Annotated in this window: 24 protein-coding genes and 1 pseudogene; 12 read left to right on the forward strand and 13 right to left on the reverse strand. The window is 65.3% G+C overall.

Annotation, left to right across the window (positions count from 1 at the left end):
* The 4 genes from B2R83_RS12995 to xapA form a co-directional block, all read right to left on the reverse strand.
* Positions 1 to 275, reverse strand: a 275-nt coding sequence (locus B2R83_RS12995; RefSeq protein WP_414674412.1) for an aldehyde dehydrogenase family protein, incomplete at its 3' end; no start/stop codon positions are given.
* 18 nt (positions 276 to 293) lie between these two features.
* Positions 294 to 1,250: a deoxyribose-phosphate aldolase gene (gene deoC, locus B2R83_RS13000; protein ID WP_292041857.1), complete on the reverse strand. Its 957-nt coding sequence runs from the start codon at positions 1,248 to 1,250 to the stop codon at positions 294 to 296.
* Positions 1,247 to 2,440 carry a phosphopentomutase gene (locus B2R83_RS13005; protein ID WP_292041861.1) on the reverse strand — a complete coding sequence of 398 codons (1,194 nt, stop codon included), beginning with the start codon at positions 2,438 to 2,440 and terminating at the stop codon, positions 1,247 to 1,249. The genes deoC and B2R83_RS13005 overlap by 4 nt, the downstream gene beginning before the upstream one ends.
* 22 nt (positions 2,441 to 2,462) lie before the next feature.
* On the reverse strand, positions 2,463 to 3,305 hold the full coding sequence (gene xapA / locus B2R83_RS13010; RefSeq protein ID WP_036212055.1) for a xanthosine phosphorylase: 843 nt from the start codon (positions 3,303 to 3,305) through the stop codon (positions 2,463 to 2,465).
* 259 nt (positions 3,306 to 3,564) lie between these two features.
* On the opposite strand from xapA, the pseudogene B2R83_RS24095 reads away from it, so the two are divergent.
* The 3 genes and pseudogenes from B2R83_RS24095 to B2R83_RS13025 all read left to right on the forward strand — a co-directional run bounded on the left by B2R83_RS24095 (position 3,565) and on the right by B2R83_RS13025 (position 6,457).
* Positions 3,565 to 4,621, forward strand: a pseudogene (locus B2R83_RS24095) (carbohydrate kinase).
* A 2-nt stretch (positions 4,622 to 4,623) separates the two neighbouring features.
* On the forward strand, positions 4,624 to 5,532 hold the full coding sequence (locus B2R83_RS13020; protein ID WP_292041866.1) for a pseudouridine-5'-phosphate glycosidase: 909 nt from the start codon (positions 4,624 to 4,626) through the stop codon (positions 5,530 to 5,532).
* Between the two features lie 13 nt (positions 5,533 to 5,545).
* The gene (locus B2R83_RS13025) at positions 5,546 to 6,457 is read left to right on the forward strand and encodes a LysR family transcriptional regulator (RefSeq protein WP_036212064.1); all 912 of its coding nucleotides are present in this window, start codon (positions 5,546 to 5,548) and stop codon (positions 6,455 to 6,457) included.
* Here B2R83_RS13025 and B2R83_RS13030 read toward each other — a convergent pair.
* Positions 6,444 to 6,653: a hypothetical protein gene (locus B2R83_RS13030; RefSeq protein WP_292041869.1), complete on the reverse strand. Its 210-nt coding sequence runs from the start codon at positions 6,651 to 6,653 to the stop codon at positions 6,444 to 6,446. The two genes, B2R83_RS13025 and B2R83_RS13030, sit on opposite strands and share 14 nt — an antisense overlap.
* Before the next feature lie 205 nt (positions 6,654 to 6,858).
* On the opposite strand from B2R83_RS13030, the gene B2R83_RS13035 reads away from it, so the two are divergent.
* On the forward strand, positions 6,859 to 7,233 hold the full coding sequence (locus tag B2R83_RS13035; RefSeq protein WP_292041872.1) for a hypothetical protein: 375 nt from the start codon (positions 6,859 to 6,861) through the stop codon (positions 7,231 to 7,233).
* A 43-nt stretch (positions 7,234 to 7,276) separates the two neighbouring features.
* Here B2R83_RS13035 and pcp read toward each other — a convergent pair whose 3' ends face one another.
* The 3 genes from pcp to B2R83_RS13050 are packed head-to-tail and all read right to left on the reverse strand — an operon-like array spanning position 7,277 to position 9,575.
* Positions 7,277 to 7,924, reverse strand: coding sequence for a pyroglutamyl-peptidase I (gene pcp, locus B2R83_RS13040; protein ID WP_292041875.1), 648 nt, complete (start codon positions 7,922 to 7,924; stop codon positions 7,277 to 7,279).
* A complete protein-coding gene (locus B2R83_RS13045) occupies positions 7,921 to 8,874 on the reverse strand; it encodes a DUF979 domain-containing protein (protein ID WP_292041877.1) in 954 nt (317 codons plus the stop codon). The genes pcp and B2R83_RS13045 overlap by 4 nt, the downstream gene beginning before the upstream one ends.
* Entirely contained in the window at positions 8,871 to 9,575 is a 705-nt protein-coding gene (locus B2R83_RS13050; protein ID WP_292041879.1) for a DUF969 domain-containing protein, read from the reverse strand. Before B2R83_RS13050 ends, B2R83_RS13045 begins: the two co-directional genes overlap by 4 nt.
* Positions 9,576 to 9,730: 155 nt before the next feature.
* Between B2R83_RS13050 and B2R83_RS13055 the strand changes: the two genes are divergently transcribed.
* Positions 9,731 to 10,699 carry an IS1595 family transposase gene (locus B2R83_RS13055; RefSeq protein WP_292041880.1) on the forward strand — a complete coding sequence of 323 codons (969 nt, stop codon included), beginning with the start codon at positions 9,731 to 9,733 and terminating at the stop codon, positions 10,697 to 10,699.
* Between the two features lie 19 nt (positions 10,700 to 10,718).
* Here B2R83_RS13055 and B2R83_RS13060 read toward each other — a convergent pair whose 3' ends face one another.
* Positions 10,719 to 11,021 (reverse strand): YciI-like protein, encoded by a 303-nt coding sequence (locus B2R83_RS13060; RefSeq protein WP_036212074.1) that lies wholly within the window; start codon positions 11,019 to 11,021, stop codon positions 10,719 to 10,721.
* A 138-nt stretch (positions 11,022 to 11,159) separates the two neighbouring features.
* On the opposite strand from B2R83_RS13060, the gene B2R83_RS13065 reads away from it, so the two are divergent.
* The 7 genes from B2R83_RS13065 (at position 11,160) to B2R83_RS13095 (ending at position 18,462) form a co-directional block, all read left to right on the forward strand.
* The gene (locus B2R83_RS13065) at positions 11,160 to 11,708 is read left to right on the forward strand and encodes a DUF2231 domain-containing protein (protein ID WP_292041885.1); all 549 of its coding nucleotides are present in this window, start codon (positions 11,160 to 11,162) and stop codon (positions 11,706 to 11,708) included.
* A 132-nt stretch (positions 11,709 to 11,840) separates the two neighbouring features.
* Positions 11,841 to 12,806 (forward strand): alpha/beta hydrolase, encoded by a 966-nt coding sequence (locus B2R83_RS13070; RefSeq protein ID WP_292041887.1) that lies wholly within the window; start codon positions 11,841 to 11,843, stop codon positions 12,804 to 12,806.
* A 387-nt stretch (positions 12,807 to 13,193) separates the two neighbouring features.
* Positions 13,194 to 14,204, forward strand: a complete 1,011-nt coding sequence (locus B2R83_RS13075; protein WP_036212079.1) for a BMP family lipoprotein — start codon at positions 13,194 to 13,196, stop codon at positions 14,202 to 14,204.
* Positions 14,205 to 14,300: 96 nt separating this feature from the next.
* Entirely contained in the window at positions 14,301 to 15,830 is a 1,530-nt protein-coding gene (locus B2R83_RS13080) for an ABC transporter ATP-binding protein (protein WP_307189260.1), read from the forward strand.
* Between the two features lies 1 nt (position 15,831).
* Entirely contained in the window at positions 15,832 to 16,917 is a 1,086-nt protein-coding gene (locus B2R83_RS13085) for an ABC transporter permease (RefSeq protein ID WP_292041893.1), read from the forward strand.
* Between the two features lie 3 nt (positions 16,918 to 16,920).
* The gene (locus B2R83_RS13090) at positions 16,921 to 17,886 is read left to right on the forward strand and encodes an ABC transporter permease (protein WP_292041898.1); all 966 of its coding nucleotides are present in this window, start codon (positions 16,921 to 16,923) and stop codon (positions 17,884 to 17,886) included.
* Positions 17,887 to 18,096: 210 nt separating this feature from the next.
* Entirely contained in the window at positions 18,097 to 18,462 is a 366-nt protein-coding gene (locus tag B2R83_RS13095; RefSeq protein WP_292041903.1) for a hypothetical protein, read from the forward strand.
* Positions 18,463 to 18,535: 73 nt separating this feature from the next.
* Here the strand turns inward: B2R83_RS13095 and B2R83_RS13100 are convergent, their stop codons facing one another.
* The 4 genes from B2R83_RS13100 to B2R83_RS13115 form a co-directional block, all read right to left on the reverse strand.
* Positions 18,536 to 19,393: a MipA/OmpV family protein gene (locus B2R83_RS13100; RefSeq protein ID WP_292041906.1), complete on the reverse strand. Its 858-nt coding sequence runs from the start codon at positions 19,391 to 19,393 to the stop codon at positions 18,536 to 18,538.
* A gap of 253 nt (positions 19,394 to 19,646) precedes the next feature.
* Positions 19,647 to 20,708, reverse strand: a complete 1,062-nt coding sequence (locus B2R83_RS13105) for a S1/P1 nuclease (protein WP_036212128.1) — start codon at positions 20,706 to 20,708, stop codon at positions 19,647 to 19,649.
* Between the two features lie 26 nt (positions 20,709 to 20,734).
* The gene (locus B2R83_RS13110; protein ID WP_292041915.1) at positions 20,735 to 22,429 is read right to left on the reverse strand and encodes a bifunctional metallophosphatase/5'-nucleotidase; all 1,695 of its coding nucleotides are present in this window, start codon (positions 22,427 to 22,429) and stop codon (positions 20,735 to 20,737) included.
* Positions 22,430 to 22,610: 181 nt separating this feature from the next.
* Positions 22,611 to 26,042, reverse strand: coding sequence for a TonB-dependent receptor (locus B2R83_RS13115; protein ID WP_292041919.1), 3,432 nt, complete (start codon positions 26,040 to 26,042; stop codon positions 22,611 to 22,613).
* Positions 26,043 to 26,394: the final 352 nt, after the last annotated feature.

The raw sequence follows: 26,394 nt of genomic DNA on the forward strand, positions 1-26,394 counted from the left end.
CCATGGCCGCCCAGCGCCACCCAGCCCGGCTGGGCGCGGCGCGCGGCCTGCACGGCGCGCTCCACGTCGTCGCCGGTCGCCTGGGTCACCTGGGCCAGCTCGCTGGCGTCGGCCGGGTTGTTGGTGGCGAAGGTCTCAGCTGCTTCGGTCCACGCGCCGTCGATGAACAGGCCAAAACGGCGTCCATGCTGGTCCAGCCACGCATTCGCTTCCTTGGTGCTTTCTGGTGCGGGGCCGTAATCCATAGTCTGAAGAATCTCTTTAATAGTTGGCATGACGAATCCGATGCTGTTTTATGGTTGCGCGTGGCGATGGGCGGCCGAGTAGTTGCCGGTCACGTAGTGTTCGAGCTGGCGTTCGATGTCGGTCATCAGGCTCGAGGCGCCGATACGGAACAGGTGCGGCTGCAGCCAGTCGTTGCCGAGTTCTTCCTTCATGACGGTCAGGTACTGCAGCGCGGCCTTGGCGGTGGAGACGCCGCCGGCCGGCTTGTAGCCGACCTGGAAGCCGGTCTGCTCGTAGTAATCGCGAATCGCGCGGACCATCACCAGCGACACCGGAATGGTGGCGTTCACGCCCTCCTTGCCGGTCGAGGTCTTGATGAAATCGGCGCCGGCCATCATGCAGACCATCGAAGCCTTGGCCACGTTGTCCAGGGTGACGATGTCGCCGGTGGCGAGGATCGCTTTCACGTGCGCTTCGCCGCAAGCCTGGCGGTAGGCGACCATCTCGTCGTACAGGGCTTGCCAGTTGCCGGTCAGGACGTGCTGGCGGGTGATGACGATATCGATCTCGGTCGCGCCGGCAGCCACGGAGAGTTCGATCTCGCGCAGCTTGGTTTCCAGGCTCGACAGGCCGGCCGGGAAGGCGGTCGACACGGCGGCGATCGGCAGGCGGCCCTGCAGCACTTTCACCGCAGGCTGAATCATCTCGTGGTACACGCAGACGGCGCCGGTGGTGAGCGATTCCAGGCCCAGGGCCCCCATCAGGTCCGAACGCAGCGGGCGCATCGCCTTCATGCACAGGCGCTCGACGCGGCCCGGGGTGTCGTCGCCGCCCAGGGTGGTCAGGTCCATGCACTCGATGGCGCGCACCAGCCAGGCGGCCTGGTATTCCTTCTTCACGGTGCGGCGGTTCGCCAGGCTGGCGGCGCGGCGGTCGGCAGCGTTGCGGTTCACCTTGACGTGCTTGACCAGCCCGAGGTCGAGGCCGACGGCGGTGTTACGTTTGAAATCCAGGGGCTGGGTCATAGCAGTGCGGTTCCGTTCGAAAGTGGTTTGACGCCAAGGTGCTTGGCAAGGGTTGCGCCGATATCCGAGAAGGTATTCGCGATCGGCAGTTCCTGCGGGGCGACGTTCGGGCCGAAGAAGATCATCGGGATGTGCTCGCGGGTGTGGTCCGAGCCCGGCGCGGTCGGGTCGCAGCCGTGGTCGGCGGTGATGACGACCAGATCGCCGTCCTTCAGCTTGGCCATGAATTCCGGCAGGCGCGCGTCCAGCTCGTGCAGCGCGTTCGAATAGCCGGCGACGTCGCGGCGGTGGCCGAAGTGCATGTCGAAGTCGACGAAGTTGACAAAAGTGAGCGACTTGGACGGCGCGGTGTCGGCCACTTCGACCAGGCGGTCGAACAGGGCCATGTTGTCGGCGCCCTTGATCAGCTGGGTCACGCCCTGGGCCGCGAAGATGTCGCTGATCTTGCCGAGGGCGATGACTTCGCCGCCCTCGTTCTTCACGTGGTCCAGCAGCGTCGGGCTTGTGGGCGGCACGGCGTAGTCGTGGCGGTTGCTGGTGCGCTTGTACTTGCCGTTCTCGCCCAGGAAAGGACGCGCGATCACGCGGCCGATGTTGTAGGGCTTCACCAGTTCATACGCGACCTCGCAGACCTCGTACAGGCGCTCGAGACCGAAGTGCTCTTCGTGCGCGGCGATCTGCAGCACCGAGTCGGCCGAGGTGTAGAGGATCGGACGGCCAGTAGCGACGTGCTCGTCGCCCAGCTCGTCGATGATGGTGGTGCCGGAGGCGTGGCAGTTGCCCAGCCAGCCAGGCACGCCGGTCAGCTCCTGCAGCTTGTCGGTCAGCTCTTTCGGGAAGGACGGCACCGTCTTCGGGAAGTAGCCCCAGTCGAACAGCACCGGCACGCCGGCGATCTCCCAGTGGCCGCTCTGCGTGTCCTTGCCGGTCGACTGCTCGCGCGCGACGCCCCACGCGCCGGTAAAGCCCTCGCGCTGGCTGAAGCCGGCGGCCCATTCGCCGCTGGCTTTGTGCGCAGCGGCCGCCAGTCCCAGGCGCTCGAGGTTGGGCAGCGCCATCGGCTTGCCCTCTTTCGCTGCCCATGCTGCGATGTGGCCGAAGGTGTTGGCGCCTGCGTCGCCGTACTTGTCGGCATCGGGCAAGGCGCCCAGGCCGAACGAGTCAAGCAGGAGGATGAATGCGCGTGACATGGATCGCTCGCTCTTTCGAAAATTAGGCTTCCGCGCGCGGGCTCGCGCCCAGGCGCTCGATGAAGGAATGGATCAGGGTGACCAGGTCCTTGGCCGCGATCGCGGCGTACTTCAGGGTCTGCTCGTGCGACAGCGGGAACGGGGTCAATCCCTCGGCCAGGTTGGTGATCGCCGAGATGCCGGCGACCTTCAGGCCGCAGTGGCGCGCCGAGATCACTTCCGGCACCACCGACATGCCGACCACGTCGGCGCCCATCGTCTTGAACGCGCGGATTTCGGCGGCGGTCTCGAAGTTCGGGCCCGGGCAGGCCAGGTACACGCCTTCGTGCAGGGTGATGCCCTTGGCGGCCGCGGTTTCCTTGATCATGGCGCGCAGGTCGGCGTCGTAGGCATTGGCCATGCTGAAGAAGCGTGGGCCGAAGCGCTCGTCGTTCGGGCCGGCCATCGGGCTGCCCGGCAGCAGGTTGATGTGGTCGTTCAGGACCACGACGCTGCCCGCATCCACTTCGGGACGCAGCGAGCCGGCGGCATTCGTCACCAGCAGCATCTCGCAGCCGATCAGCTTGAAGGTGCGCACGGCGGAAGTCATGACGTTGGCGCCGTAGCCTTCGTAGAAGTGGCCGCGGCCCTTCATGCACACGACCGGCACGCCGGCCAGGGTACCGAGCACCAGCTCGCCCGCGTGGCCGTGCACGGTGCTGATCGGGAAGCCCGGCAGGTCGGCATAGCTGATCGACACCGCGTCCGTCATCTGCTCGGCCAGCACGCCCAGTCCCGAACCCAGGATCAATGCGGCGCGCGGTGCGAAACCGGGTTTGCGGGCCTTGATGACTTCTGCTGCTTCAAATGGGGTATTGCTGAACATGGTAGTCCTTGTGTGCGGATTCGGGAGACGTGAGGAGGGGCTGGAACAGGGTTTGCTACATACCAGCCGGAATATTATAACTATGCATGAGGGGCGATATGTATGGCAAATACCATTTTTCTTGCCGATTTATTGGTTTAAAAAATAAATGATTCCATGTATTGTTGACCTACAGACATAGAAACCGATTTTCTTTGACGCCAACCAAACAGTTGTCTAGTATAGACAAACATTTGTTTATTTCTACCCGCACCGTACCGTGACCGAGCTGCCCAAAAAAGAACAGTTGTACGAGCTGATCCGCGCGAATCCCTTCATCTCGCAGCAGGACCTGGCGGCCCAGCTCGGGCTGTCGCGCTCGGCCGTGGCCAACTACATCGCCACCCTGGTGCGCGAGCGCCGCATCCTGGGGCGTGCCTACGTGCTGCCGGACCAGCGTCCGATCCTGTGCATCGGCGCTTCCAACCTCGACCGCAAGCTGCGCAGCAACGGCAAGCTGGTGCTCGGCACCTCGAACCCGGCGAGCCAGGACGAATCCTTCGGCGGCGTCGCGCGCAACATCGCCGAGAACCTGGCGCGCCTGGGCGCGCCGGTGGCCCTGATCACGGCGGTCGGCAACGACGCGTCCGGGCGCGCCCTGCTCGCCCACGCCGAGGATGCCGGCATCGACACCCGCGGCGCCCTGCGTCTCGACGGCGTCAGCAGCGGCACCTATACCGCGGTGCTGGACCAGGATGGCGAGATGGTGGTGGCGCTGGCCGACATGGCCCTGAACGAGCGCCTGAGCCCGGAGTTCCTCGCCACTCGCCAGCAACAATGCGCCAGCGCCGCGTTGCTGGTGGCCGACCTCAACCTCCCCCACGACACGATTGCCGCCCTGCTCGACGGTGCGGCGCGCGACGGCGTGTCGTTGGTGCTGGTGGCGGTATCGGAACCGAAGATGGCGCGCCTGCCGNNCCCGCCTCAAGCGCCCGCTGGACAGCGACGCCGCCATCGGCGCCGCCTGCCGCGAGCTGCAAAGCCAGGGCGTGCAGGACGTGGTGGTCACGCGCGGCGCACGCGGCGTCATGTATACCTCGGATGGCGGCGTGATGCGCCTCGATGCCCCGGCGGTCGAGGTCGTCGACGTCACCGGTGCGGGCGACGCCTTCGCCGCCGCCGTCTGCTGGTCGCTGAACAGCGGCGAGGCCGACCTCGGCCTGGCCTGCCGCCGCGGCCTGCAACTCTCCGCCATGACCATCGAATGCGAGCAGACCGTCTGCCCCGCGCTCGAACCGGGCCACCTGGATACTCTCAACGAATCTGAATTGGACTGACCATGCAATCCTTCCTCCTGTTCTCGCCCGAAGTGGCAAGCGCGCGCGCCGCCGGCAAGCCGGTCGTCGCGCTCGAATCGACCATCATCTCGCACGGCATGCCCTACCCGCAGAACGTGCAGACCGCACGCGAAGTCGAGCAGATCATCCGCGACGCCGGCGCGGTGCCGGCCACCATCGCCATCATCGGCGGCCGGATCTGCGTCGGCCTGAACGACGAGCAGCTGGAGCTGCTGGGCGCCTCGCCCGACGCGCTGAAAGTCAGCCGCCGCGACCTGCCCTATGTGCTCTCTACCGGCAAGCTCGGCGCCACTACCGTCGCCGCCACCATGATCTGCGCCCAGCTGGCCGGCATCGAGGTGTTCGTCACCGGCGGCATCGGCGGCGTGCACCGCGGCGCCGAGACCAGCTTCGACATCTCGGCCGACCTGCAGGAACTGGCACACACCAGCGTGGCCGTGGTCTGCGCCGGCGTGAAGTCGATCCTCGACATCGGCCTGACCCTGGAATACCTGGAAACCCACGGCGTGCCTGTGCTGAGCGTCGGCCAGCCGGGCTTCCCGGCCTTCTTCACGCGCGAGAGCGGCTTCAAGGCCGACTTCCAGCTCGACACGGCGCACGAGCAGGCAGTCTTCATCCGCACCAAGTGGCAGCTCGGCCTGGCGGGCGGCGTGGTGGTCAGCAATCCGGTCCCAAGCGAATCGGCGATGCCGACCGAGGAAATCGACGCCATCATCCGGCAGGCGCTGGGCGAAGCGGAGGCGCAAGGCGTGAAGGGCAAGGCCGTCACGCCCTTCCTGCTGGCCCGCATCAAGGAACTGACCGAAGGCCGCAGCCTGGCGACCAACATCGCCCTGGTCAAGCACAACGCCCTGGTCGGCGCACGCCTGGCCGTGGCCTTGAACGCCTGATCCACGACGCGCCATGTCGATCGACCTGAAACAGCTGCGCTACTTCCTGGCCGTGGCCGAAGAGAAAAGCTTTTCGCGCGCGGCCGAACGCCTGCACATCTCGCAGCCGCCGCTGAGCCAGCAGATCATGAAGCTGGAGAGCGAACTCGGGGTGCGCCTGTTCACGCGCACCACGCGCAGCTTCGAGCTGACGGTGGCGGGCAAGGCGCTGATGGTGGAAGCGGCCGAGCTGCTGGCCAAGATGCGCATGACGATCGACACCATCCGCCAGATCGACCGCGGCGAAGTGGGCCGGCTGCGCGTGGGCATCGTCGGCTCGGCGATGTGGGGGCCGATTCCGTCCCTGCTCGAACGCTTTCAGAGTCAATATCCGCGCGTGACCTGGACCATCCACGAACTGGGCCCGAACGACCAGTGGGAAGCGCTGCGCGCCAGGCAGATCGACGTCGGCTTCTGGCGCGAGCCGCGCATCGAGGGGGATGTGCTGAAGCAGGCCAACCTGCGCCAGGACCTGTGTTTTCAAGAGAACGTGTGCGTGGCGATCAACGAGAAGCACCCGCTGGCGCAGAACGAGGCAATCGAACTGATCGACATCGCCCACGAACCCATGCTGACCCTGCACCTGGACCAGTCGGCCGAACCGCGCTACCTGATCCAGTGCTGCGTGAATGCCGGCTTCCAGCCGACCATCTTCCAGGAAGCGGCCGAGCCGCAGACCCTGCTGGCCATGGTGGGCGCGGGCCTGGGCGTGGCGCTGCTGCCCCAGACCACCAGCCGCATCGGCTGGCCGGGCGTGCGCTTCCTGCCGATCCGGACCGATCCGCCCTCGGCGAACCTCTACATTGCCTACCCGGTGGAAGGCGATGCGCCGGTGGTGCGCGCCTTCCTGAACATCCTGTTCCCGGAACAGCCTACTGGCGCTTGAGCTCGACCGCCACCGTGCTGAGCGAGGCGATCTGGTGACGGCGGTCAAGGGGGCGGGTCAGCACGCGCATCGTGATTTCCATCGGCACGCCCATCTTGGCGAGTTCGGTGGCGACACGCGGGCGCCCTTCGCTGGCCGCCTCGTGGATGGCGGAATCGATGAGCAGTGCAGTCTTGTAATCAGTTCGTCGGTCCATTGACTGATCCTAACATCCCCCTAGCTCGCACTCCAAGGCAATCGCCTTTCAACAAAACTTATTACAACAGCGGTTTTGATAAATTTTGTTTGAAAAGCAAGTTTTTCTTTATTCTGCGTTACTTCGCGCACCGTTCTCATCAAGTCTCTCGTGCAAACTCTTGTCAAAAGATGAATAACTTAAACCTCTTCACAAGGAGCACACCATGAAAACCACCGCTACCATTACCGCCCTGATGCTGGCTGTCGCCGTGATGGCCACCGGCTGCAAGAAAACCGACGACAACCCGAACATGGGCCCGGCACAGGAAGCCGGCGCAGCCGTCGACAACGCTGCCGCCAACGCCGCACAGGAAACCCGCGAAGCCGCCGCACGCGTCGACGCCGCTGCCGACCGCGCCGGCGAGAACATCGAGCAGGCTGCCGACAAGGCCGGCGAGAACATGCGCGAAGCCGGCGCCGAGATCAAACAGGAAAGCAAGGAAGCCGCTGCCGAAGTCCGTGAAGCCTCGGACAAGGTGGGCGACAAGACCGGCGCCGCCCTGGAACGTGCGGGCGAGAAGCTGCAGGAAAAGCGTTAATCACCCACGCATCGCCTGATAGGGGCGCAGCCCGGCGGACGGCTCAGTGAGTCGCCCCGCCGGCCTGCGCCACGTCGCGTTCCACGTGCACGGCCGTGTCGACCGCCGTCATGATGCCCAGGATGATGTCGTCCAGGGCCATCGAGGGCGGATCGTCCGGCCGCTCCTCCGCCTGTTCGGGCAGGAAGGGCACGTGGATGAACCCCGCCCGGGTCGGCTTGCCGGCCGTGTGGTGCATCAGCCCGTAGAACACGTGGTTGCACACGAAGGTGCCCGCGGTCTGCGACACGCCCGCCGTCAAGCCCTTCTCGCGCATCGCCGCCACCATCGCCTTGATCGGCAGCGTGCTGAAATAGGCGGCCGGTCCGCCCTCGACGATGGGACGGTCCACTGGCTGGCGGCCCGCGTTGTCGAGGATGGAGGCGTCGTCGACGTTGATCGCCACCCGCTCCACCGAAATCTCCGCGCGCCCGCCGGCCTGGCCGACGGCGATCACGATATCCGGATGCAGCTCGTCCACCATCGCGGCCAGGGCCTCCCTGGCATCGACGAAGACGCAGGGCAGCTGGCGCACCTCGACGCGAAAGCCCTCGCCGCTCCACCCATCCAGTGCGCGCACGGCCTCCCAGGCCGGGTTGACGTTCGCCTTGTTGAACGGCTCGAAGCCGGTAAGCAGTACGGTCTTGATCATCGGTTCATCAGGAAGTACAGGAGGAAGATGTTCGCCACCAGCAGCGGCAGCGCCGTTGGAATCTGGGCCCGGATGACGGCGTTCTTGTCGGGCAGGTCGAGCAGCGCGGCCGGCACGATGTTGAAGTTCGCCGCCATCGGCGTCATCAATGTACCGCAATACGCGCTGAACATGCCGATTGCCGCCATCACGGCCGGGTTGGCGCCGTATACGCCGACCAGCACCGGGATGCCGACGCCGCCCGCCATCACCGGGAAGGCGGCGAAGCCGTTGCCCATCACGATCGTGAACAGGGCCATGCCGATGCAGAACACCGCCACCGCGACGAAGCGCGAATCCATGTCGATGTAGGAAGTCGTCACGTGCGCCACCGCCTTGCCCACGCCGGCCTCGGTGAACAGCAGGCCGAGCACGGCCAGCATGTGCGGCAGCACGAAGGCCCAGCTGATCGCATCGACCAGGCGGCGCGCCTCGCGCACGCCCTGCAGCGGCGTGGCGCGCGTCAGCCAGCAGGCCGCGCCCAGCGCCAGCAGCGCCGCGACGCCCAGGGCGGCCAGGGTCAGGTGCTTGGGATCGAGCAGCGGCACGCCGGCCACCTGCACGCTTGAAAACAAGGTGGCGCCCAGCATGGTCACCAGCGGCAGGATCAGCGCCGGGATGAACAGGCGGTTGCCGAGCCGGGCGCTGGAGGCGCGGCGCTGCTCCTCCGGCACCCCGGCGGGCTTGCCGCCGATGACGCCCCCGAAGCCGGCCAGCAGCGCCATCAGGATCATCAGGGCGCCGACAAAGCTCGGAGCCAAGCGTTCGCCGGCCAGGTAGAGCAAGGCGTACAGCCCCCAGAACAGCGCGGTCGCATGGCGGCGCGGATTGCTGCGGTCACGCAGGTTCATCACGGCCACGGCCAGGAACAGCAGGCCGGCCACGATGTAGAACAGCTCGAGCGTGATCATGCCTTCACCCCTGCCTCGCCCATCGTGCGGCGAATGTGCGCATCGAGCCGGCGCAGGTTCCAGGCGTGGATGATGAAGGCGGTGATGGCGGTCGGAATGCCCCACAGCGCCATGTGCAGCGGATCGACCGCGATGCCCTCGGCGTTCAGGATGGTCTGCATCAGGACGATGGCGCCGAAGGCGACAAAAATGTCTTCGCCGAAGAACAGGCCGACGTTGTCGGTGGCGGCGGACATGGCGCGGATGCGGTGGCGCAGCGCTTCGGGCAGATTGCCATAGCGCGTTTCGGCGGCGGCTTCGGCCATCGGCGCCACCAGCGGGCGCACCATCGAGGCCTGGCCGCCCAGGCTGGTCAGGCCGGCGGCGGCCGAGGTTTCGCGCGCGAACAGGTAGACGATCAGGAGGCGTCCCGCGGTGGCCGAGCGCACCTTGGCGATCGCGGCCTGGGCGCGCTCGCGCAGGCCGGCGCGCTCCAGCAGGCCGATCGCGGCCAGCGGCAGCAGCAGGATCAGCGGCAGGTTGCGCGTCTTGACGAAGGCGCTGCCGAGCGAGGCGAGGATGCTTTCCAGCGGCATGGCGGCGGCAAACCCGGTGACGCCGCAGGCGGCCACCACCACCAGCACGGGATGCGCGCGCAGCAGGAACCCGGCGACGATGACCGCGACGCCGAGCAGCGGCCACAGGTTGACGGCAGTGTGCATGAACTCTCCGGCTCAGTTGAAAGCCGGGCAATGTTACCTGTTCAATGCCGTTGCCAGCACTAATTTTTTGGCGCTGTCAACTTTAACTATGGATGAGCGCGGAACTGCTGAGCTGCTTCCTGGTCGAACGCCTGTCACCACAGACGGGAACGACCATGCGCGCACCGACTTTCAAGAAGTGGTTTGCCAAACTGCCCGCACTGAACCTGCCTCAGCGCCTGCAGACGCTGGCTGCCCTGCATCCCGCTGCCGGGCTCGACCAGGTGATCGTCCTCATCGGCCAGATCGGCGCCACGCAGCGCCGCTGCCCCAACTGCGCCTGCGAACGTTATTACCGGCATGGACAAGCAAACGGCCTGCAGCGCTACCGCTGCCGCGCCTGCGGCCGCACCTATAACGATCTGAGCGGCACGCCGCTGGCGCGTCTGCGGCTGCGTGAAAAATGGGTGGATTACCTAGGCACCGTGCTCGACTCGAAGTCGGTGCGCGCAGCCGCCAGCGAGGTCAGCGTGCACCGCAATACCGCCTTCCGCTGGCGGCACCGCTTCCTGGAGCGCCCCAGGCATGCCCAGCCGACGCGCCTGGGCGGCATTGCCGAGGCTGACGAAATGTTTATATTGGAATCGCAGAAAGGCGCGCGCAAGCTGGACCGGCCGGCACGCCGGCGCGGCGGCCGCGCCGGCAAGCGCGGCATTTCACGCGAGCTCGACTGTATCCTGGTCGCGCGCGACCGCAGTGGCCAGACCGTCGATGCCGTGGTCGGCCGTGGCGCCTTGACGGCGGCGCAGCTGGAGCGCCACCTGCTGCCCCGGCTCGACCGGGAAGTGCTCTTGGTCAGTGACTTCCATGGGGCGTATCGCAGTTTCGCCCGCAAGCATGGCATTGCGCACGAGGCGGTGAACCTGCGTGCGGGCGTACGAGTACGCCGCGGCATTGCCGGGGCCATCCACGTGCAGAACGTCAACGCCTATCATCAGCGCTTGCGGCAATGGTTCAGCCGCTTCCGCGGGGTCGCGTCGCGCTACCTGCCGAACTACCTGGGCTGGCGCCGGGCGCTCGATGGCGGACGGATAACAACGGTGGAGCAATTGCTGCGCCTCTCGATCAGAGTCATCCATAGCTAACGCTGACAGCGCCAATTTTTTAGCCAGGGTGGACAGGGGTGAAAGCGTCGTCGCCGATCACGGTGTTCCACTGGCGCACGTGGAAGGCGCGCACCAGGCCGTGAGTCACGTAGGGGTCCCGGGCGGCGAACAGCTGGGCCGTTTGCGGGCTGTCGCAGCTGAACATCAGCACCGCGCGGTCGGCGGGATTGTCCAGTGCGCCGGCAAGCACCAGCTCGCCACGCCGCTGCGCTTCCCAGGCCAGCTTAAGGTGCTCGTCGCGGAATTCGGCGCGGCGCTCGAGATAGTCGGGGGCGAGGTCATACATGAGCAGGTAGTGCACAAGGTCTCCGATGATAAGGCGGCGCGTAGGCCGGAATGATCGATCTTACTCGAACATCCGGCCATCCCCAACCGTGCGTGCCCCTCCCCCACCCTATGCCACACTTGACGGGACAGTAACCAACGCCAGGAGCACGCCATGAACAAGATCACCATTGCCGGCCAACCTCTGCACTCGATCCTGGGCGCGGCCCCAAGCATCCTCATTCCCTTCGGTTTCATCCTCGACGCCATGCACAGCGCCACCGGCGACGAAGACTACGCCAAGGCCTCCTACCTGAGCATGGGGGCTGGCATCGTGGGCGGCCTGGCGGCCGGCGCCGCCGGCGTGGCCGACTACGTGGCCGACAAGTCGCAGGGCGCAAAGGTGCAAGACGAAGCCAAGCGCGAATCCCAGCTGCATGCCGCCCTCACCGGCGCGGCCCTGCTGGTGGGCGCGGCCAACCTGGTGCTGCGCCGCCAGGGCAGCCATGCCCGGGGCGGCTCGCTGGCCCTGACGGCCCTGTCGGCCGCCGGCGTGCTGGCCTCGGAATACCTGGGCAGGCGCATGGGTAGCAATAGCGAATCCGGCGAGCATGCGGAAGCCGGCGTGCACGCCGACGGGCAGGACGTGCGCATCGACCATCGCGCGCCCGACGTCGAGCAATACGTCGCCGCCGGCCCTTCCTCGCTGCACGCACCGGAGTGAGGCGCGGGGCCCTGGGGGCCCCTCCCGCTTGTTGTTGTAATAAGCCAACTGTTCCGCTACGCATCCATATCGCGTTCCACTTAGCGAAGTGCCGCACAGAACAAGTTCCTGCGGCAGGCGTAGACTGGAACCATGGACACTTCAAAGAAAATGGCGGCGGGGATCACTGGGTTTGCCAGCTTTTTGTGGCTGACCCTGACCGCCGCGGTCGCGGCCAACCAGCGCCGCCTGGTGTTCAATCCCTGCATCACCCCCGAATGCGAAAGCCCGCGCAGCAGCGGGCACCGCACCCGTCCCGTCGTCCTGCGCGCCAAGGACGGCACCCGCCTGTGCGGCTGGCTCCTCACTCCCCTCGTTCCGGGTCCGCGTCCCGCGGTGATGTATTTCGGCGGCCGCTCCGAGGAAGTGTCCTGGGTCGCGCGCGATGCCGGCAAGCTGTTCCCCGGCATGACCGTGCTGGCCATGAACTACCGCGGCTACGGCCAGTCGCATGGCGTGCCGGCCGAGATCCACATGATCGACGACGGCTGCACCCTGTTCGACTGGCTCGCCGAACTCGGCCAGGTGGACGCCTCGCGCATCGCCCTGGTCGGCCGCAGCCTCGGTTCGGGCGTGGCGGTGCAGGTGGCGAAGGAACGCCCGGCGCACTCGGTGGTCCTGATCACGCCCTACGATTCCATCCTCGCCATCGCCAAGCGGCGCTTCCGCGTGATGCCGATCGAGTACATGCTGCGCCACCGCTTCGAGTCGATCAAGTACGCGCCCTCGCTCAAGGCGCCGACCTATATCCTGCGCGCCGCCGCCGACGACGTGGTGCCGCACTCGCATACCGACCAGCTGGTGGGCAAGCTGGCCACGCTGGTGGGCGACGACACCGTGCCCGGCTCGGACCACATGAACATCCCCTACCTGGAAGCGACCCAGGCCCTGATCGCCAGCTTCCTCACGCGCCAGTTCGCCAAGCCGGCCATCCCTCCCCAGCTGCCGGCCGCCGAGCCGAGCGCGTCGGAGGCGGCAAAGCCCCGGATCGAAGTCGGCAAGGAAGTCGGCCCCAAGCCGGCGCTGGCCGTCGACACGATGAGCGCCGTAGCAAAATAATTGCTGAATATTGTCAGCAGTTATATTTCCTTGGAATAAATTGCCAAGTAAAATCGTATTTGTCATCAATATGTCGTTTGATGCATATTTGACAGGCTGAGCTGCGTACACCCGGATTTCCCTTCATTGCGCGGCGTTGCGGGCTGGTTTCGGCTCCAGGCCTGTCCTTGTAGCCGTATTGATGTTGCAGATGAGCTACAGGTATCAAGCACTGTCGAGAGAAACACTACCGCGATACAAATCGTAACCACACGGGCGCCGTGCGGCTGACACAATGCGCTTCGCATTGTCCGGCTCCCCACCGCCATTGACGATGCAGCTTGCGCAGCCCGTTCCTGTCTCACTGTTGGGCCGGGTACAATATCGAAATTCCCAGGAGCCTCATTCATGAAACTCAAGCAACTCACCATGACCATTGCGGCGCTGTGCGTCGCCGGCAGCGCAGGCGTCGCGACTGCAGCGCCCGCCGCGCCGAAGCTCGGCATGGTCTACGATGCGGGCGGCAAGTTCGACAAATCGTTCAACCAGTCGGCCTTCGAAGGCCTGCAGCGCTTCACGAAGGAAACCGGCATCAAGGTCTTCGAAGTGCAGGCCAACAGCGATACCCAGGCCGAGCAGGTGATGCGCGGCCTCGCGCGCAAGAAGGTCGACCTGATCGCGGCGATCGGCTTCTCGCAGACCCAGGCGGTCCAGAAGGTCGCCAAGGAATTCCCGAACGTGCGCTTCGTGCTGATCGACAGCATTGCGCAGGGTAACAACATCAACTCGGTGATGTTCAAGGAACAGGAAGGCTCCTACCTGGTCGGCGTCGCCGCCGCCATGGCCTCCAAATCGAAGAAGCTGGGCTTCGTCGGCGGCATGGACATCCCGTTGATCCGCGCCTTCGCCTGCGGCTACACCCAGGGTGCGAAAGCGCAGTTCCCGAAAGTCGAGATCATGCAGAACATGGTCGGCACCACCGCCGCGGCCTGGAACGATCCGGCCAAGGGCGGCGAGCTGGCGCGCGCGCAGTTCGACCGCGGCGCCGACGTGGTGTTCGCGGTGGCCGGCGGCAGCGGCATGGGCGCCCTGCAGATGGCCAAGACCAAGGGCAAGCTGGCGATCGGCGTCGACTCGAACCAGAACTACCTGCACCCGGGCACCATGCTGACCTCGATGGTCAAGCGCGTGGACGTCGCCGTCTACGACTCCTTCATGGCCGTGAAGAACGGCACCTGGAAACCGGGCGTCACCTACAAGGGCCTGAAGGAAGGCGGCGTGGACTGGGTCCTGGACAAGGACAACCGCAAGGTCGTCTCGCCGGAGATGGAAAAGCGCGTGAACGCCGTGCGCACCGACATCATCAACGGCAAGATCAAGGTCATCGACTACCGTACCGCCGGCAGCTGCCCGGTCTGATTCACCTATCCCATTCTGAAGCGCGCCGCGCCGGTCATCCCGGCCCGGCGCGCTTTTGAATGAATGAAGCATCCACTCTTATAAGTACTGATCGCAATGCAGCCAGCCGTAGAATTTCGCAACATTAGCAAGGCCTTCGGGGCCGTGCAGGCGAACGCTGACGTCAGCTTCTCGATCGCCAAAGGCTCGATCCACGGCGTGATCGGCGAGAATGGCGCGGGCAAGTCCACCCTCATGAGCATCCTGTACGGCTACTACCATGCCGACAGCGGCCAGCTCGTGATCAACGGCCAGGAGCGCCAGATCCGCTCGTCCCTCGAGGCGATCGACCTGGGCATCGGCATGGTGCACCAGCACTTCATGCTGGTCGAGAACATGACCGTGCTCGACAACGTCATGCTGGGCACCGAGGGCGGATTCAAGCTGGCTGCCAAGCGCAAGGAAACCGAGGCGAAATTGCGCGAGATCTGCGCCAAGTACCGCCTCGACGTCGACCCGCTGGCCACCATCCACGACCTGTCGGTGGGCGCGCAGCAGCGCGTCGAGATCCTCAAGCAGATCTATCGCAGCGCGGAGATCCTGATCCTGGACGAGCCGACCGCCGTCCTCACGGCCCAGGAGACCGCCTCGCTGTTCGAGATCCTGCGGCTGTTCAAGGAACAGGGCAAGACCATTATCCTGATCACCCACAAGCTGGGCGAGATCATGGAGATCACCGACCAGGTGACGGTGATGCGCGCGGGCCGCGTGGCCGGCGCCGTCGCCACCCGCGACACGTCAAAAGAACAGCTGGCCAACATGATGGTCGGCCGCCCGATCGAAGGCAACCTGCCGCGCAAACCGTATCAGCCGGGCGCGCCGGTGCTGCGGGTCAGCGGCCTGCAGCTGGAAGACAGGAACAAGGTCAAGCTGCTGTCCGACATCGACCTCACGGTACGCGCCGGCGAGATCGTGGCGATTGCCGGCGTGTCGGGCAACGGCCAGAGCGAGCTGATGGAAATCCTGTCGGGCATGCGCCTGCCGAGCTCCGGTAAAGTCGAGTTTCTCGGCAAGGAACTGCCCTATGCCGGCCGCTCCAACGCGGACGGCCTGCCCGCCACCTTCCGCGAGCTGGGCATCGGCCACGTGCCGGAAGACCGCCTGCGCGACGGCGTCATCAAGGATTTCTCGGTCATGCAGAACACCGTCTTCGGCTACCAGGACCGCGTCAAGAACAAGCTGGGCCTGTTCGACTTCGACGCCATCGCCAAGCGCTGCGCGCACCTGCTGGAAGCGTTCGACGTGCGCCCCAAGAATCCAGACCTGCGCATCGGCCTGCTCTCGGGCGGCAACCAGCAGAAGGTCGTGATCGCACGCGAAGTGTCGGCCGCACCCAAGCTGATGCTGGTCGGCCAGCCCACCCGCGGCGTCGACATCGGCACCATCGAAAGCATCCACACCCAGCTGCTGCGCCTGCGCGACGAAGGCGTGGCGATCCTGCTGGTGTCGACCGAGCTGGAAGAAGTGCGCGCGCTGGCCGACCGCATCGTGGTCGTCTCGAGCGGCCGCGTCACCGGTGAGCTGAACATCGACGAATTCGATACCACCCGCATTGGCCTCTTGATGGGCGGGATGCACAAGCACTGATATGAAAACGACTGAACTCCCACGCTGGGCATCGGGCTTCGTCCTGCCCATCCTGAACCTGCTCTCCGCGCTGCTGGTGGCCGCGCTGGTGATCCACCTGCTGGGCGAAAGCCCGATCGAATCGCTGCAGATCCTGATCAACAGCGCCGTCATCAATCCGGAAGGCCTGAGCTACACCCTGTTCTACGCCTCCACCTTCGTGTTCACCGGCCTGGCGGTTTCGGTGGCGATGAAAGCCGGCCTGTTCAACATCGGCGCCGAAGGCCAGATGTACCTGGGCGGTCTGGGGCTCACCCTGGTCATGCTCGCCTTCGATGCCTCGCTGTCGCCCTGGCTCCTGATCCCGCTGGCAATGCTTGCCAGCGCCGTCTTCGGCGCCGGCTGGGCCTTCCTGCCCGGCTACCTGCAGGCCAAGCGCGGCAGCCACGTAGTGGTCACGACCATCATGTTCAACTTCATCGCCGCCAGCCTGATGAACTTCATCATCGTGAAGTACCTCATCCCCGAGGGCGACCAGAACCCGGCCAGCCGCGTCTTCAGCGAAGCCTCGTGGATGCCGCGCCTGGTCGACTGGTTCCCGGTCCTGGGCGACACCCCGCTGAACATCTCCTTCTTCCTGGCGCTGATCGCGCTGGCGGTGTACGGCATCGTGATGTCGCGTTCCTCGTGGGGCTACAAGCTGCAGGCCACGGGCCTGAACCAGCACGCCGCCCACTACGCCGGCGTGCGCATCAGCCGCATGATCATCGTCGCGATGCTGATCTCGGGCGCCCTGGCGGGCCTGGCGGCCGTCAACTCGATCCTGGGCTCGACGCACTACCTGAGCTTGAACTTCCCGGCCGGCGCCGGCTTCATCGGCATCGCGATCGCCCTGATGGGCCGCCAGCACCCGGTGGGCATCTTCCTGTCGTCGGTCCTGTTCGGCGCGCTGATCCAGGGCGGTTTCGACCTCTCGCTGGAAAAGCCGAACATCCCGCAGGAGACCTTCATTTTCATCCAGGGACTGATCATCCTGTTCTGCGGCGCGATGGAGAACCTGTACGCGCCGGCGGTCCTCAAACTGATCAATGCTCGTAAAGGTCAATAAGCCATGGACGACTTCCAACTCGCCAGCATCGTCGTCACGATGATCCGCAATGCGCCGGTCCTGATTTTCGCGGCCATGGCCGGCCTGTTCGCCGAGCGCAGCGGCGTGATCGACCTCGGCCTCGAGGGCAAGATCCTCGCCTCGGCCTTCGTCTCGGCCGGCGTCGCCTATACCTACCAGGATCCGTGGATCGGCATCGCCGCCGGCATCGTGGCCTCCGTGATGCTGGCCATGGTGCAGGCCTTCGTGTCGATCACCCAGAAGGGCAACCAGCTGGTCGCCGGCATGGCGATCAACATCGCCATGACCGGCCTGACCTTTGTCGTGGCCCAGTACTTCTTCCAGCAAGGCGGCCGCACGCCGGACCTGGGCGAAGCGCGCCTGAGCGACATCGTCCTGCCGGGCACCGCGGCCCTGGCCGACATCCCCTTCATCGGCTGGCTGTACGGCAGCGTGATCGGCGGTCACACCGTGCTGGTCTACCTCGCCTTCCTGCTGCTGCCGGTGGTGCACTGGGTGCTCTACCACAGCCGCTTCGGCCTGCGCCTGCGCGCCTGCGGCGAAAACCCGCATGCCGCCGACGCCGCGGGCATCTCGGTGCAGAAGACCCGCTATAGCGCCATGCTGATCGCCGGCGTGCTGTGCTCCTTCTCGGGCGCCTACCTGTCGATCGTCCAGAGCGGTTTCTTCCTGCGCGACATGTCGGCCGGCGCCGGCTACCTGGCGCTGACCGCCATGGTGTTCGGTAACTGGCGCCCGCTGCATACGGTGCTGGGCTGCCTGATGTTCGGCTTCTTCGGCGCGCTGCAAGTGCAGATCGAAGGCGTGGACCTGCCGGTGGTTGGCCGTATCCCGGGCGCGCTGATCCAGATGATCCCGTATGTGCTGACCGTGGTGGTGCTGGCCGGCCTAATGGCCAAGTCGGTGGCTCCGAAGGCGCTGGGCAGGCCTTTCGTCAAGTCACGCTGACCGCTTCGCACGCAACAAGAATGGCCTGCATTTCTGCAGGCCATTTTTTTTTTTTTTTGCGCTGAATCACCGCCTGTTGCACAGTTTGTTAGCAAATGTGACTACCGTAAGGCTTTGTAAGGCTGGTCAACAGGGCTTAGCGGCGGCCCGTTAGATGCCCAGGTGACACGATAAACGTACGCCAGAACCGAACCAGAAAGGATTTACCCAATGAAGAAGACCATTGCTACCCTGATCGTCGCTCTGTCCGCTGCCTCGGCCTACGCCCAGACCACCACCCCGGCCGCCACGGCGGCCGCCCCGGCTACGCCGGCAACCCCGGCAACCGCCGCCACCCCGGCAATGCCGACCACCCCGGCAACCGAAACCTCGGCCACCACCGACTCGTCGGCCACCGCCGGCGGCACCGGCACCACCGCTGCCACCGCCGCTTCGCCGGCCACTCCTGCAACGCCTGCCACCCCGGCGACTCCGGCGTCGGCATCGGCCGCCGACAAGACCGACAAGGCTGACGCCAAGCAGGACAAGCACGACAAGAAGTCCAAGCACAAGGACGGCAAGGACGCTTCCAAGTAATTGCAGCATTGCCCGGGCCGGCCATGCCGCCCGGGTTTCACCCATGCCGTGCGGCCCCGCACGGCATTTTTCCTTACATGCTCGGATCGACCGTTTCCGCCCCGCGCGCCCGCGCCGCCGAACGCTTGAAGGTCCACAACACCCCTACCCCGCCCGATACGCCGCTGTCCTTCACATGCAGCGGACTGTCGCGGTTCGCCGTCCCCTTGTAGCTCTCGAAACGCAGGTAGCCGAACAGGCGTACGTCCTCGTTGACGTAGCGCGAGCCGAACAGGCCGAGGCGCGTCAGCAGCAGGCCGGAGTCGGCGGCATACACCGGCCGCGTGGCCGTCGCATACTGCGGCGCGACTTCATAGAAGTGGCGGTTGATCCTGCGGTCACCCAGCACCGCCGACACATTGGCTTCGAACGTCCAGGCCCTGCGCTCGCCCGCCATCTCGTAGGCCAGGCGCGGCTCGAAGGTGGCGCCGCGGCCGTGCAGCCCGCCGCGCGCCTCGATCACGGCGCGCAGCGGCAGCTCGAGGCGCAGGCGCCGGTTGTTGCCCAGGTCCGCCAGGCGCAGCTTCAGGCGTGGACCGACTTCCACCAGCGGGCCGAGGTCGGGCATGCCCGCGCGTTCGTCCACGTCGTCCGAATCCGACGGCAAGGCGCCGGCGAAGCCGAAGTCGAGCTCGGCCCAGTCGGAGCTGAACAGGCGCGCATTGATGCCGGAACGGTCGGCGCGCAGGATCTCGCCACGGTAGATCACGCTCGGCACGACCAGCACGCGCGTTTCGCGCCCGCTTGAGGCCGGGTAGGAAGGCGTGGACAGGGCGGCGGCGCCGAGGCCGATCTCCCACAAGGGAAGATTGCGTTCGGAGGTGGTTTGGGCGTGGGCGGCCAGGGGGAGGATGAGGCAGGCGGCGCAGGCGGCCTTGGAAAGAGTGCTCATGTATTTTCGATAAGGTCGGGAACAACGGATTCTATTCCAAGACCAGATCGGTGACGCGTAGTTCTTGCTGAGTAGAGTCAGCGCATGCACAAACTCGCGTCCTGTAAACGTCGTCCCGGCGCAGGCCGGGACCCAAGTTCGCGGTATAGAGTTGCATTCACACTATGCGCCGGAAATGGATCCCGGCCTATGCCGGGATGACGGTCTTGAGCCTAACTAAAGATTGCCGAGCTAACTAAACTCGACACACCTTTTACCCCTTTTCCGGATAAATTGCCTGCAACAAGGCCGCCAGGTTATAGCCGCCCCGGATCAACTGCTGCTTGGCGATCTCCGAGCTCGGCACCGGGTAGTTGGCCGGCACTTCCAGGGCGAAGGTGTAGTAGGTCTCGCCCTTCTTGCTGGTCTGCGGCGTCAGCTTGCCGGGCGTGACTTCCCTGAAGGCTTCCTTGGCCACGAACAGCGAGTGGTTGGCCCAGGCGTAAGGCACGGTGATCGGATCGCCTTCGATCAGCGGCAGCTGCGCCTTGCCGCTGACGACCTTGTCCGCGAACTGCGCCGGGGTTTTCGTCTGCAGGCGGCGGAACGCGTAGTCGACCGTGGTGCTGTCCCAGTACGAGTGGAAGGGCCGCGTCAAGGACTTCGGCACGCCTTCCTTCACCACTGCCGGTTCGCCGGCAGGGATCACGCGCGCCGCCAGTTCGGCCAGCCTGGCGTCGTCCAGCAGCAGGTTGTTGCTGCCGCGCGTATCGAAGATGACGGTTTCGTTGACTTCCTCCTGGGTGTTCGGGGCGACGAACTTGCCGTCCTTGCCGACATAGGCCGCGCCCACGTGCAGCGGCTGGTGGATGTCGCCGGCGAAGTGGGCGAGCAGGATCAGCGCCTGGCGCTTGGTGAACTTGTGCGGGTTCAGCTCAGGATCGGTCTTGCCCTGCAGGACTGCGATGCACTGGCGCAGGGTCTGCACGATGTCGACGCCGGTCCTGCCCACGCCATGGTCGTCGTAGTGGTCGTGCTGGAAGGGCACGTTGGTGTAGTGGTACTTGTCGTGCTGCGGATTGGCGTTGACGTATTCGATCATCTCCGGAGTCTGCTCGCCGCAATAGGTGCCCTTGACGCAGTCGGCCCAGTTGGCGATCAGTTCGAGCGATTCGCCGGGTTTGAGCAGCAGGGCGATTTCCTTTTGCGCCCTGCTGCCCTTGAGCAGCTTGTCGGCGATGGCGCCGATGGCCTTGTGGCCGTCACGGCCCCAGGCCGCGGCGTCGAAGGAGGCAAAAGCGGTGGTGAGCGCCAGTACGCAGGCTAGTTTTTTCATGGTCATCCTTGGTTGAAACGGTCGGCTTATCGGGCCTTGACGATGCGCGGCGCGCTTGGGGCGAGGGCGGCGCCCTGCCCTTCGGTCTCGCGCAGGTAGTCGGCGAAGGCGTCGAGGTCGAGCAGGCCGGTCTCGAGGCGGTTGGTGCCCTTGCCGAATTCCGGATAGTTGTCGCCGCCTTCGGCCAGGAAGTTGTTGGCGACGATGCGGTAGCGCTGGCCGTCTTCGAGCGGCTTGCCGTCCAGGCTGATGGCGGTCACGCGGCTGCCGACCGGACGCTTCTCGTCCCAGGTATAGCTGAAGCCGTTCGACACCTGCAGCATCGAGCCCATCGAACCATCCTTGTTCCACTGGCGCTCGAGCAGCGCGCGGATCTGGGCGCCGGTCAGGTCCATCACCACCAGGGTATTCCCGAACGGGAGCACGGCCTGCACCTGGCCGAAGGCGGCGATGTTGCCCTCCCCGGCTTCCAGGTCCTTGCGGATGCCGCCTTCGTTCATGAAGCCGATGCGGGCGCCGACGTTGCGAGTGGCGGCCAGCACCGCGTCCGCGATCAGGTTGCCGAGCGGCGCTTCGCCGGCCGCATTCTGCTTGCGCAGCACCGGCGCGGATGCCAGGCGCGCCACCGGGCGCATCAGCGCGGCGCGGCTGCTGTCCTTCACCTTGGCCATGAAGGCGGCCATCTTCTCGTCGGCCGGGAAGGCGCCGCCCTTCATCAGGACGTTCTCGACCTGGACCTCGCCCACCTGGCCGACGCCCTTCTCCACCTTCATGGCGATGCGGGTCAGGAGGTGGCCGTAGGACGAGGCCTGGGTCACGGTGCGGCCGTCGACCTTGCACAGGTAGCCCTCGTGGGTATGGCCGGTGATGACCAGGCGGATCGCCGGATCGAGCCGCTTGACGATGTCGACGATCGGCCCGTTCAGCTGGGTGCAGCCGGGCGTCAGCGGATTTTCCGGGGTGCGGCCGCCCTGGTGCACCAGGGCCACGATCACGTCGGCGCCCTGGCGGCGCATGTCGGGAATGGCGCGGTTGATCGCCGCGGCCTCGTCGCCGAACTCCAGACCCGCGATGCCCGAGGCCATCACGACCGAGCGGGTATCCTGCAGCACCACGCCGACCAGGCCGACCTTGATGCCCTTGGTCTCGATGATCCTGAAGGCCGGGATGAAGGGCTTGCCGGTGGCCTTGTCGACCACGTTGCCGGCCAGGTAGGTGAACTTGGCGCCACCGTAGTTCGGCGCCATCTGGCAGGCCTTGGCCGGACGCGGCGAATCGCAGCCGCCGTTCTGCTGGCGCAGCAGTTCCTTGCGGCCGGCGTCGAATTCGTGGTTGCCGACCGCGGAGACGCGCAGGTCCAGCATGTTCATCGCCTCGATGGTCGGCTCGTCGGCCCACAGCGAGGACATGGCCGGGCTGGCGCCCACCAGGTCGCCCGCGGAGACGAACAGCAGGTCCTTGTCTTCCTTGCGCCAGGCCTGCAGCGCGGCGGCCACGGCCTCGACGCCGCCGGCGCGGATGGCGGGCGCCTTGCTGCCGTCCGGATTGGTCGGGACATAGCGGCTCGGTTCGAGGTTGCCATGGAAGTCGTTCATGGCGATCAGGTTGATGCTGACCGGTTCACGGCTGGCGGTGGTGGCGCAGCCGGCCAGGGTCAGGGAAACGGCGACGGCCAATGCGGCGCGCGAGAGTGGTGCCGGAGCACGCAGGGAAACGGTCATGGAGTGTTCTCGATCAAGGAGGGAGGCGAGCTATGCCCTCCGCATTATCACATGGGCTTGCGCCCGCCCGCCATCTTTACGGGGCGGTCGATGGAGCGAAATACGCAGCCTTCACCCAATAAAAAACGGCCGGTGTCGCCACCGGCCGTTCTCACATCACAGGAATGCCATCAAGTCGAGATCAGAACTCGTACTTGAAGGTTGCCTGGATGGCCCACTGCGATTCGCCCTTGGCCTGGCGGACGTCCAGGTCTTCGACGTTGTTACGCACGCCGTAGACGTAGCGGCCCTGTGCATCCAGGCCGAGGTAGTCCACGAAGCTGCGCGCCTGCGCGCCGGCCGACTGGAAGCCCACTTCCTCGATACGGCCCCACTTCTTGTTCAGCAGGTTGCCGAAGTTGAGGATGTCGAGTGCGAAGCTGGCCTTGTGCTTCTTGAAGAAGCCCGGCAGTTCCTGGGTGATCTTCACGTCGAAGCTGTTGGTCCACGGCGAGAAGTCGCTGTTACGGCTAACCACGCCGCCCTTGGCGTTGCGCAGCACTTCGTTGGCGTTGACGGTTGCCCAGAAGCGCGCTTCGTTGCTCTTGTTGGTCGCGGTGTCGCCGAAGAACACGACTTCGCCCGAACCTTCTTTCGACGGGATGTACATCAGGTCGTTGCCGGCCAGGCCGTCGCCGTTCAGGTCGTTGTTGAAGGTCCAGCTGTACGGCTTGCCCTCGCGGCCTTCATAGAAGACGCCGAGGCGGGGGCGGTAGTCGCCGAAGAAGCGCTTTTCCCACGACAGGCGGGCGTTGATACGCTCTTTCACCAGGTACGACGAGTTGGCGGCGACTTCTTCGTTCGGGTTGAAGACCGAACGGCCCGACCAGCTCGAGTTCGAGGTCGACGAGGTCAGCGGCGAGACTTCGGTCGCGTTGGTGTGGGTGTAGGCCACCGACCAGCCGAAGCCCTTGCGGGTCGGGCTCGTCAGCGAGAAGGTCACCAGCTGGGCGTCGCCCTTGCCGGTGCGCTGGGCCAGCAGCACGCGGTCGTAGCTCAGGTTCGACAGGGCCTTGGCCGTGTTCTGGCAGCCGGTTGCCGCGCCTGCCGCGTTGTTGGTGAAGGTGTAGCAGTTCGCGCTCAGGCCGTTGGCGTTGTAGTACAGCTCACGGCCGTCCTTGCCGATGCGGGTCGGTGCGCCCAGGTTCAGGTGCTGGTAGAAGATCGCATCCTTGTTCTCGGTCGCCAGCAGCTCGGCGCCGAACACCAGGCCACCGACCGGCAGCTCATGCTCGAATGCCAGGTTGGCTTTCCAGATCGACGGCTGGCGCAGGCTCGGCGACAGGATGTCGACGTTGACCGCCGGGGTCGAGCCGGCCACGGTACGCTGGGCGTTCACGTCCGGGGTGAACAGGCCGTCGGTGTTCGGGCAGCGGGTCGCGCCCGAGCCCGAGCAGGTGATGCTGCGGGTAGCGACGCCCGGGTTCGAGAACGGGTTCGACATCCACACGGTCGCTGCCGCGCCCTGGAACAGGCCGACACCGCCGCGCAGCTGGGTCGGACGTGCCGCGTCGATCTTGTAGTTGAAGCCGACGCGTGGCTGCCACAGCTTGTTGCCGTCGAAGGTGCGGGTGTTGTCGACGCTGAAGCCGCCGGTCTGGCGGGTGAAGGTCGCGGCATTGCCGGCCACCGCCGCCTGGGCGACGTTGGCGTTGCGCAGCGGGTTGCCGTCGACGCCGGTCACGTCGACGCGCACGCCGGCGCTGATCGTCAGGTTGTTGTTGACGGTCCAGTTATCCTGCAGGAACAGACCGGTGTTCTTCATCTTGAACTGGGCGATCGCGTTGCTCAGCGAACCACCCGGCACCGGCAGCTGCACGGTGTACGAGGTCGGACGGCCGCGCGAGAAGTTCTCGTAGATCGCAGCATCGATCTGGGATGCGGTCGCGGTCGAGCAGTTGAGCGTGCCAGCGGCGCTCGTGCCCGGCACGTTCGCATAGGTGAAGTTGTTGTCGCAGGCGAAGGTGTAGTTGCCGAACACGTTCTGCAGGAAGGCGTTGTACACCTTGTTCTGGGTGTAGTCGGCGCCGACCTTGAATTCGTGGTCGCCCCACAGGTAGTTGGCGCCGGCGTACACGTCCAGGGTCTTGGTGCCCAGCACGTTGTTGTGGCGGCTGCTTTCGGTACCGGTGTTCAGGAAGCGGTTGCCGGTGCGGGTGCCGCTCGGGGCATCCGACGGCAGCGGGCCGCTGAACTGGAACGACATGGTCGGCAGCGTGGCGTTGTTGATCGGCTGCGAGTCATAGTCGCGCTGCGAGATCTTGAATTCGGTCGAGAGGTTCTCGGTCCAGTCCGAGAACACCTGGCCGACCAGGGTTTCGATGGTCTTGTCCTGGTTGTAGAACTGCGAGCTCAGGGCGACGCCGCTCTGCGAGAAGCCAGGGAAGATCGGTTCGTTCTGCGAGGTCTTCGAGTAACGCAGGTTGGCGCGGTGGTTGTCGTTGATGTTCCAGTCGAACTTGATCATGCGCTCTTCCGACTTCATCTTCGTACCGGCCGGCACTTCGGTGCTGCCGATGTCGAAGCCGTAGCGGTTCTGGGCGATGTCCTTGATGCGGTTGATCTGGTTCGGGCTGATGCCGACGGTGGTGCCGGTGCCGCTGCCGATGGCGCCGAATTCCGGACCGCTGCGGCTGCTTTCGTAGTTTTCAGCCAGGGCGAAGAAGAACAGCTTGTCCTGGATGAGCGGGCCGCTGACCCACAGGCCCTTGGTGTTGTCCTTGAAGTCCGGCGCGTCGGTGTAGGCGTCGGTGGAGCGGTTGTAGCGCTTACCGACCAGGCGGTCGTCGCGGGTCACGTAGTAGGCGCCGCCGTGGTACACGTTGGTACCCGACTTGGTGACGGCGTTGACGTTGGCGCCGGTGTAGCCGCGCTGGGTCACGTCGTAGTTGGCGACGTTCACCTGCACCGAGGCGATCGCTTCCATCGAGATCGGCTGGCGGGCGGTCGGGCTGCCGTTGGCTTCCAGGCCGAAGGTGTCGTTCACGGCCACGCCGTCGATGGTCATCGAGTTGTAGCGCGAGTTCTGGCCGGCCACGGACATTTCGCCGCGGTCCTTGTCGGTCTGCGAGACGCGCGGATCGAGACGCGCGAAGTCTTGCAGGTTGCGGTTGATCGATGCCTGGGTTTCGAGGTCGGCGCGGCTGATCGCGGTGACCGAACCCATCGACTGGTTCGAGAAGATTTCCGAGCGGGCTGCCGAACCGGTCACGGTAACGGTCTGCATCTGCTGGCCCAGGGTTGCGTCGATGGCGGCGGTTTCAGCCAGGTCGACGAACACGCCTTCGCGGCGCTCGGTGACGCCATCCTTGGTGATGATGATCGTGTAAGGACCGCCTACACGCAGGCCACGTGCAACGTAACGGCCTTCTGCGTCGGTCGTGACATTGCTGACAGAACCGGACTCGGCGTGAACAATCTGCACCTGGGCGCCGGCGGCCGGCTTGCCGTCAGCGGCCGAGATACGGCCACCGATGGCCGAGGTGGTGTTCTGTGCGAAGGCCGGCGTAGCAGCCAATGCAACCGACAAAGCCAGCGCCAGTTTGGTGAGCCGGATCTGTTGTTGAGTGATCATTGATAACCCCAAAAAGAACTTAATAGTTATAACGGGCAGCCGACGGTTGCCCTCTCTTACAAGTACTGCAATCTTTTATTTGCTGCGTGGTGCGCCGGCGGTCTAGGCGGCTGGCGGCGGCAAGTCTAACGTGCAAGTATTTCAACGAAGTTACACCGCGAGTGTTCATCACACGGGTGCCCGTCAAACGATGTATGCCTTTTGGAAATCAAACTCCAATATGCATGACCGTTATCAAACCGGCAAATTCGTTTTGGCTTCGATATTCATACGTTTGTCGTATAAATACGGAGCAGCACGTTGTTGCTACGCCACAAACTCGGCTCGATACCCAGCAAAATGACAAGGCGGG

It is taken from the genome of Massilia sp. UBA6681 (assembly GCF_002454935.1).
GTDB lineage: Bacteria > Pseudomonadota > Gammaproteobacteria > Burkholderiales > Burkholderiaceae_D > Telluria > Telluria varians.

What these genes read in the sequence shown, in the direction of transcription:
- deoC (WP_292041857.1), bottom strand. Translation starts at nt 1,250, where the DNA reads ATGACCCAGCCCCTGGATTTCAAACGTAACACCGCCGTCGGCCTCGAC.
- B2R83_RS13005 (WP_292041861.1), bottom strand. Translation starts at nt 2,440, where the DNA reads ATGTCACGCGCATTCATCCTCCTGCTTGACTCGTTCGGCCTGGGCGCC.
- xapA (WP_036212055.1), bottom strand. Translation starts at nt 3,305, where the DNA reads ATGTTCAGCAATACCCCATTTGAAGCAGCAGAAGTCATCAAGGCCCGC.
- B2R83_RS13020 (WP_292041866.1), top strand. Translation starts at nt 4,624, where the DNA reads ATGCAATCCTTCCTCCTGTTCTCGCCCGAAGTGGCAAGCGCGCGCGCC.
- B2R83_RS13025 (WP_036212064.1), top strand. Translation starts at nt 5,546, where the DNA reads ATGTCGATCGACCTGAAACAGCTGCGCTACTTCCTGGCCGTGGCCGAA.
- B2R83_RS13030 (WP_292041869.1), bottom strand. Translation starts at nt 6,653, where the DNA reads ATGGACCGACGAACTGATTACAAGACTGCACTGCTCATCGATTCCGCC.
- B2R83_RS13035 (WP_292041872.1), top strand. Translation starts at nt 6,859, where the DNA reads ATGAAAACCACCGCTACCATTACCGCCCTGATGCTGGCTGTCGCCGTG.
- pcp (WP_292041875.1), bottom strand. Translation starts at nt 7,924, where the DNA reads ATGATCAAGACCGTACTGCTTACCGGCTTCGAGCCGTTCAACAAGGCG.
- B2R83_RS13045 (WP_292041877.1), bottom strand. Translation starts at nt 8,874, where the DNA reads ATGATCACGCTCGAGCTGTTCTACATCGTGGCCGGCCTGCTGTTCCTG.
- B2R83_RS13050 (WP_292041879.1), bottom strand. Translation starts at nt 9,575, where the DNA reads ATGCACACTGCCGTCAACCTGTGGCCGCTGCTCGGCGTCGCGGTCATC.
- B2R83_RS13055 (WP_292041880.1), top strand. Translation starts at nt 9,731, where the DNA reads ATGCGCGCACCGACTTTCAAGAAGTGGTTTGCCAAACTGCCCGCACTG.
- B2R83_RS13065 (WP_292041885.1), top strand. Translation starts at nt 11,160, where the DNA reads ATGAACAAGATCACCATTGCCGGCCAACCTCTGCACTCGATCCTGGGC.
- B2R83_RS13070 (WP_292041887.1), top strand. Translation starts at nt 11,841, where the DNA reads ATGGACACTTCAAAGAAAATGGCGGCGGGGATCACTGGGTTTGCCAGC.
- B2R83_RS13075 (WP_036212079.1), top strand. Translation starts at nt 13,194, where the DNA reads ATGAAACTCAAGCAACTCACCATGACCATTGCGGCGCTGTGCGTCGCC.
- B2R83_RS13080 (WP_307189260.1), top strand. Translation starts at nt 14,301, where the DNA reads ATGCAGCCAGCCGTAGAATTTCGCAACATTAGCAAGGCCTTCGGGGCC.
- B2R83_RS13085 (WP_292041893.1), top strand. Translation starts at nt 15,832, where the DNA reads ATGAAAACGACTGAACTCCCACGCTGGGCATCGGGCTTCGTCCTGCCC.
- B2R83_RS13090 (WP_292041898.1), top strand. Translation starts at nt 16,921, where the DNA reads ATGGACGACTTCCAACTCGCCAGCATCGTCGTCACGATGATCCGCAAT.
- B2R83_RS13095 (WP_292041903.1), top strand. Translation starts at nt 18,097, where the DNA reads ATGAAGAAGACCATTGCTACCCTGATCGTCGCTCTGTCCGCTGCCTCG.
- B2R83_RS13100 (WP_292041906.1), bottom strand. Translation starts at nt 19,393, where the DNA reads ATGAGCACTCTTTCCAAGGCCGCCTGCGCCGCCTGCCTCATCCTCCCC.
- B2R83_RS13105 (WP_036212128.1), bottom strand. Translation starts at nt 20,708, where the DNA reads ATGAAAAAACTAGCCTGCGTACTGGCGCTCACCACCGCTTTTGCCTCC.
- B2R83_RS13110 (WP_292041915.1), bottom strand. Translation starts at nt 22,429, where the DNA reads ATGACCGTTTCCCTGCGTGCTCCGGCACCACTCTCGCGCGCCGCATTG.
- B2R83_RS13115 (WP_292041919.1), bottom strand. Translation starts at nt 26,042, where the DNA reads ATGATCACTCAACAACAGATCCGGCTCACCAAACTGGCGCTGGCTTTG.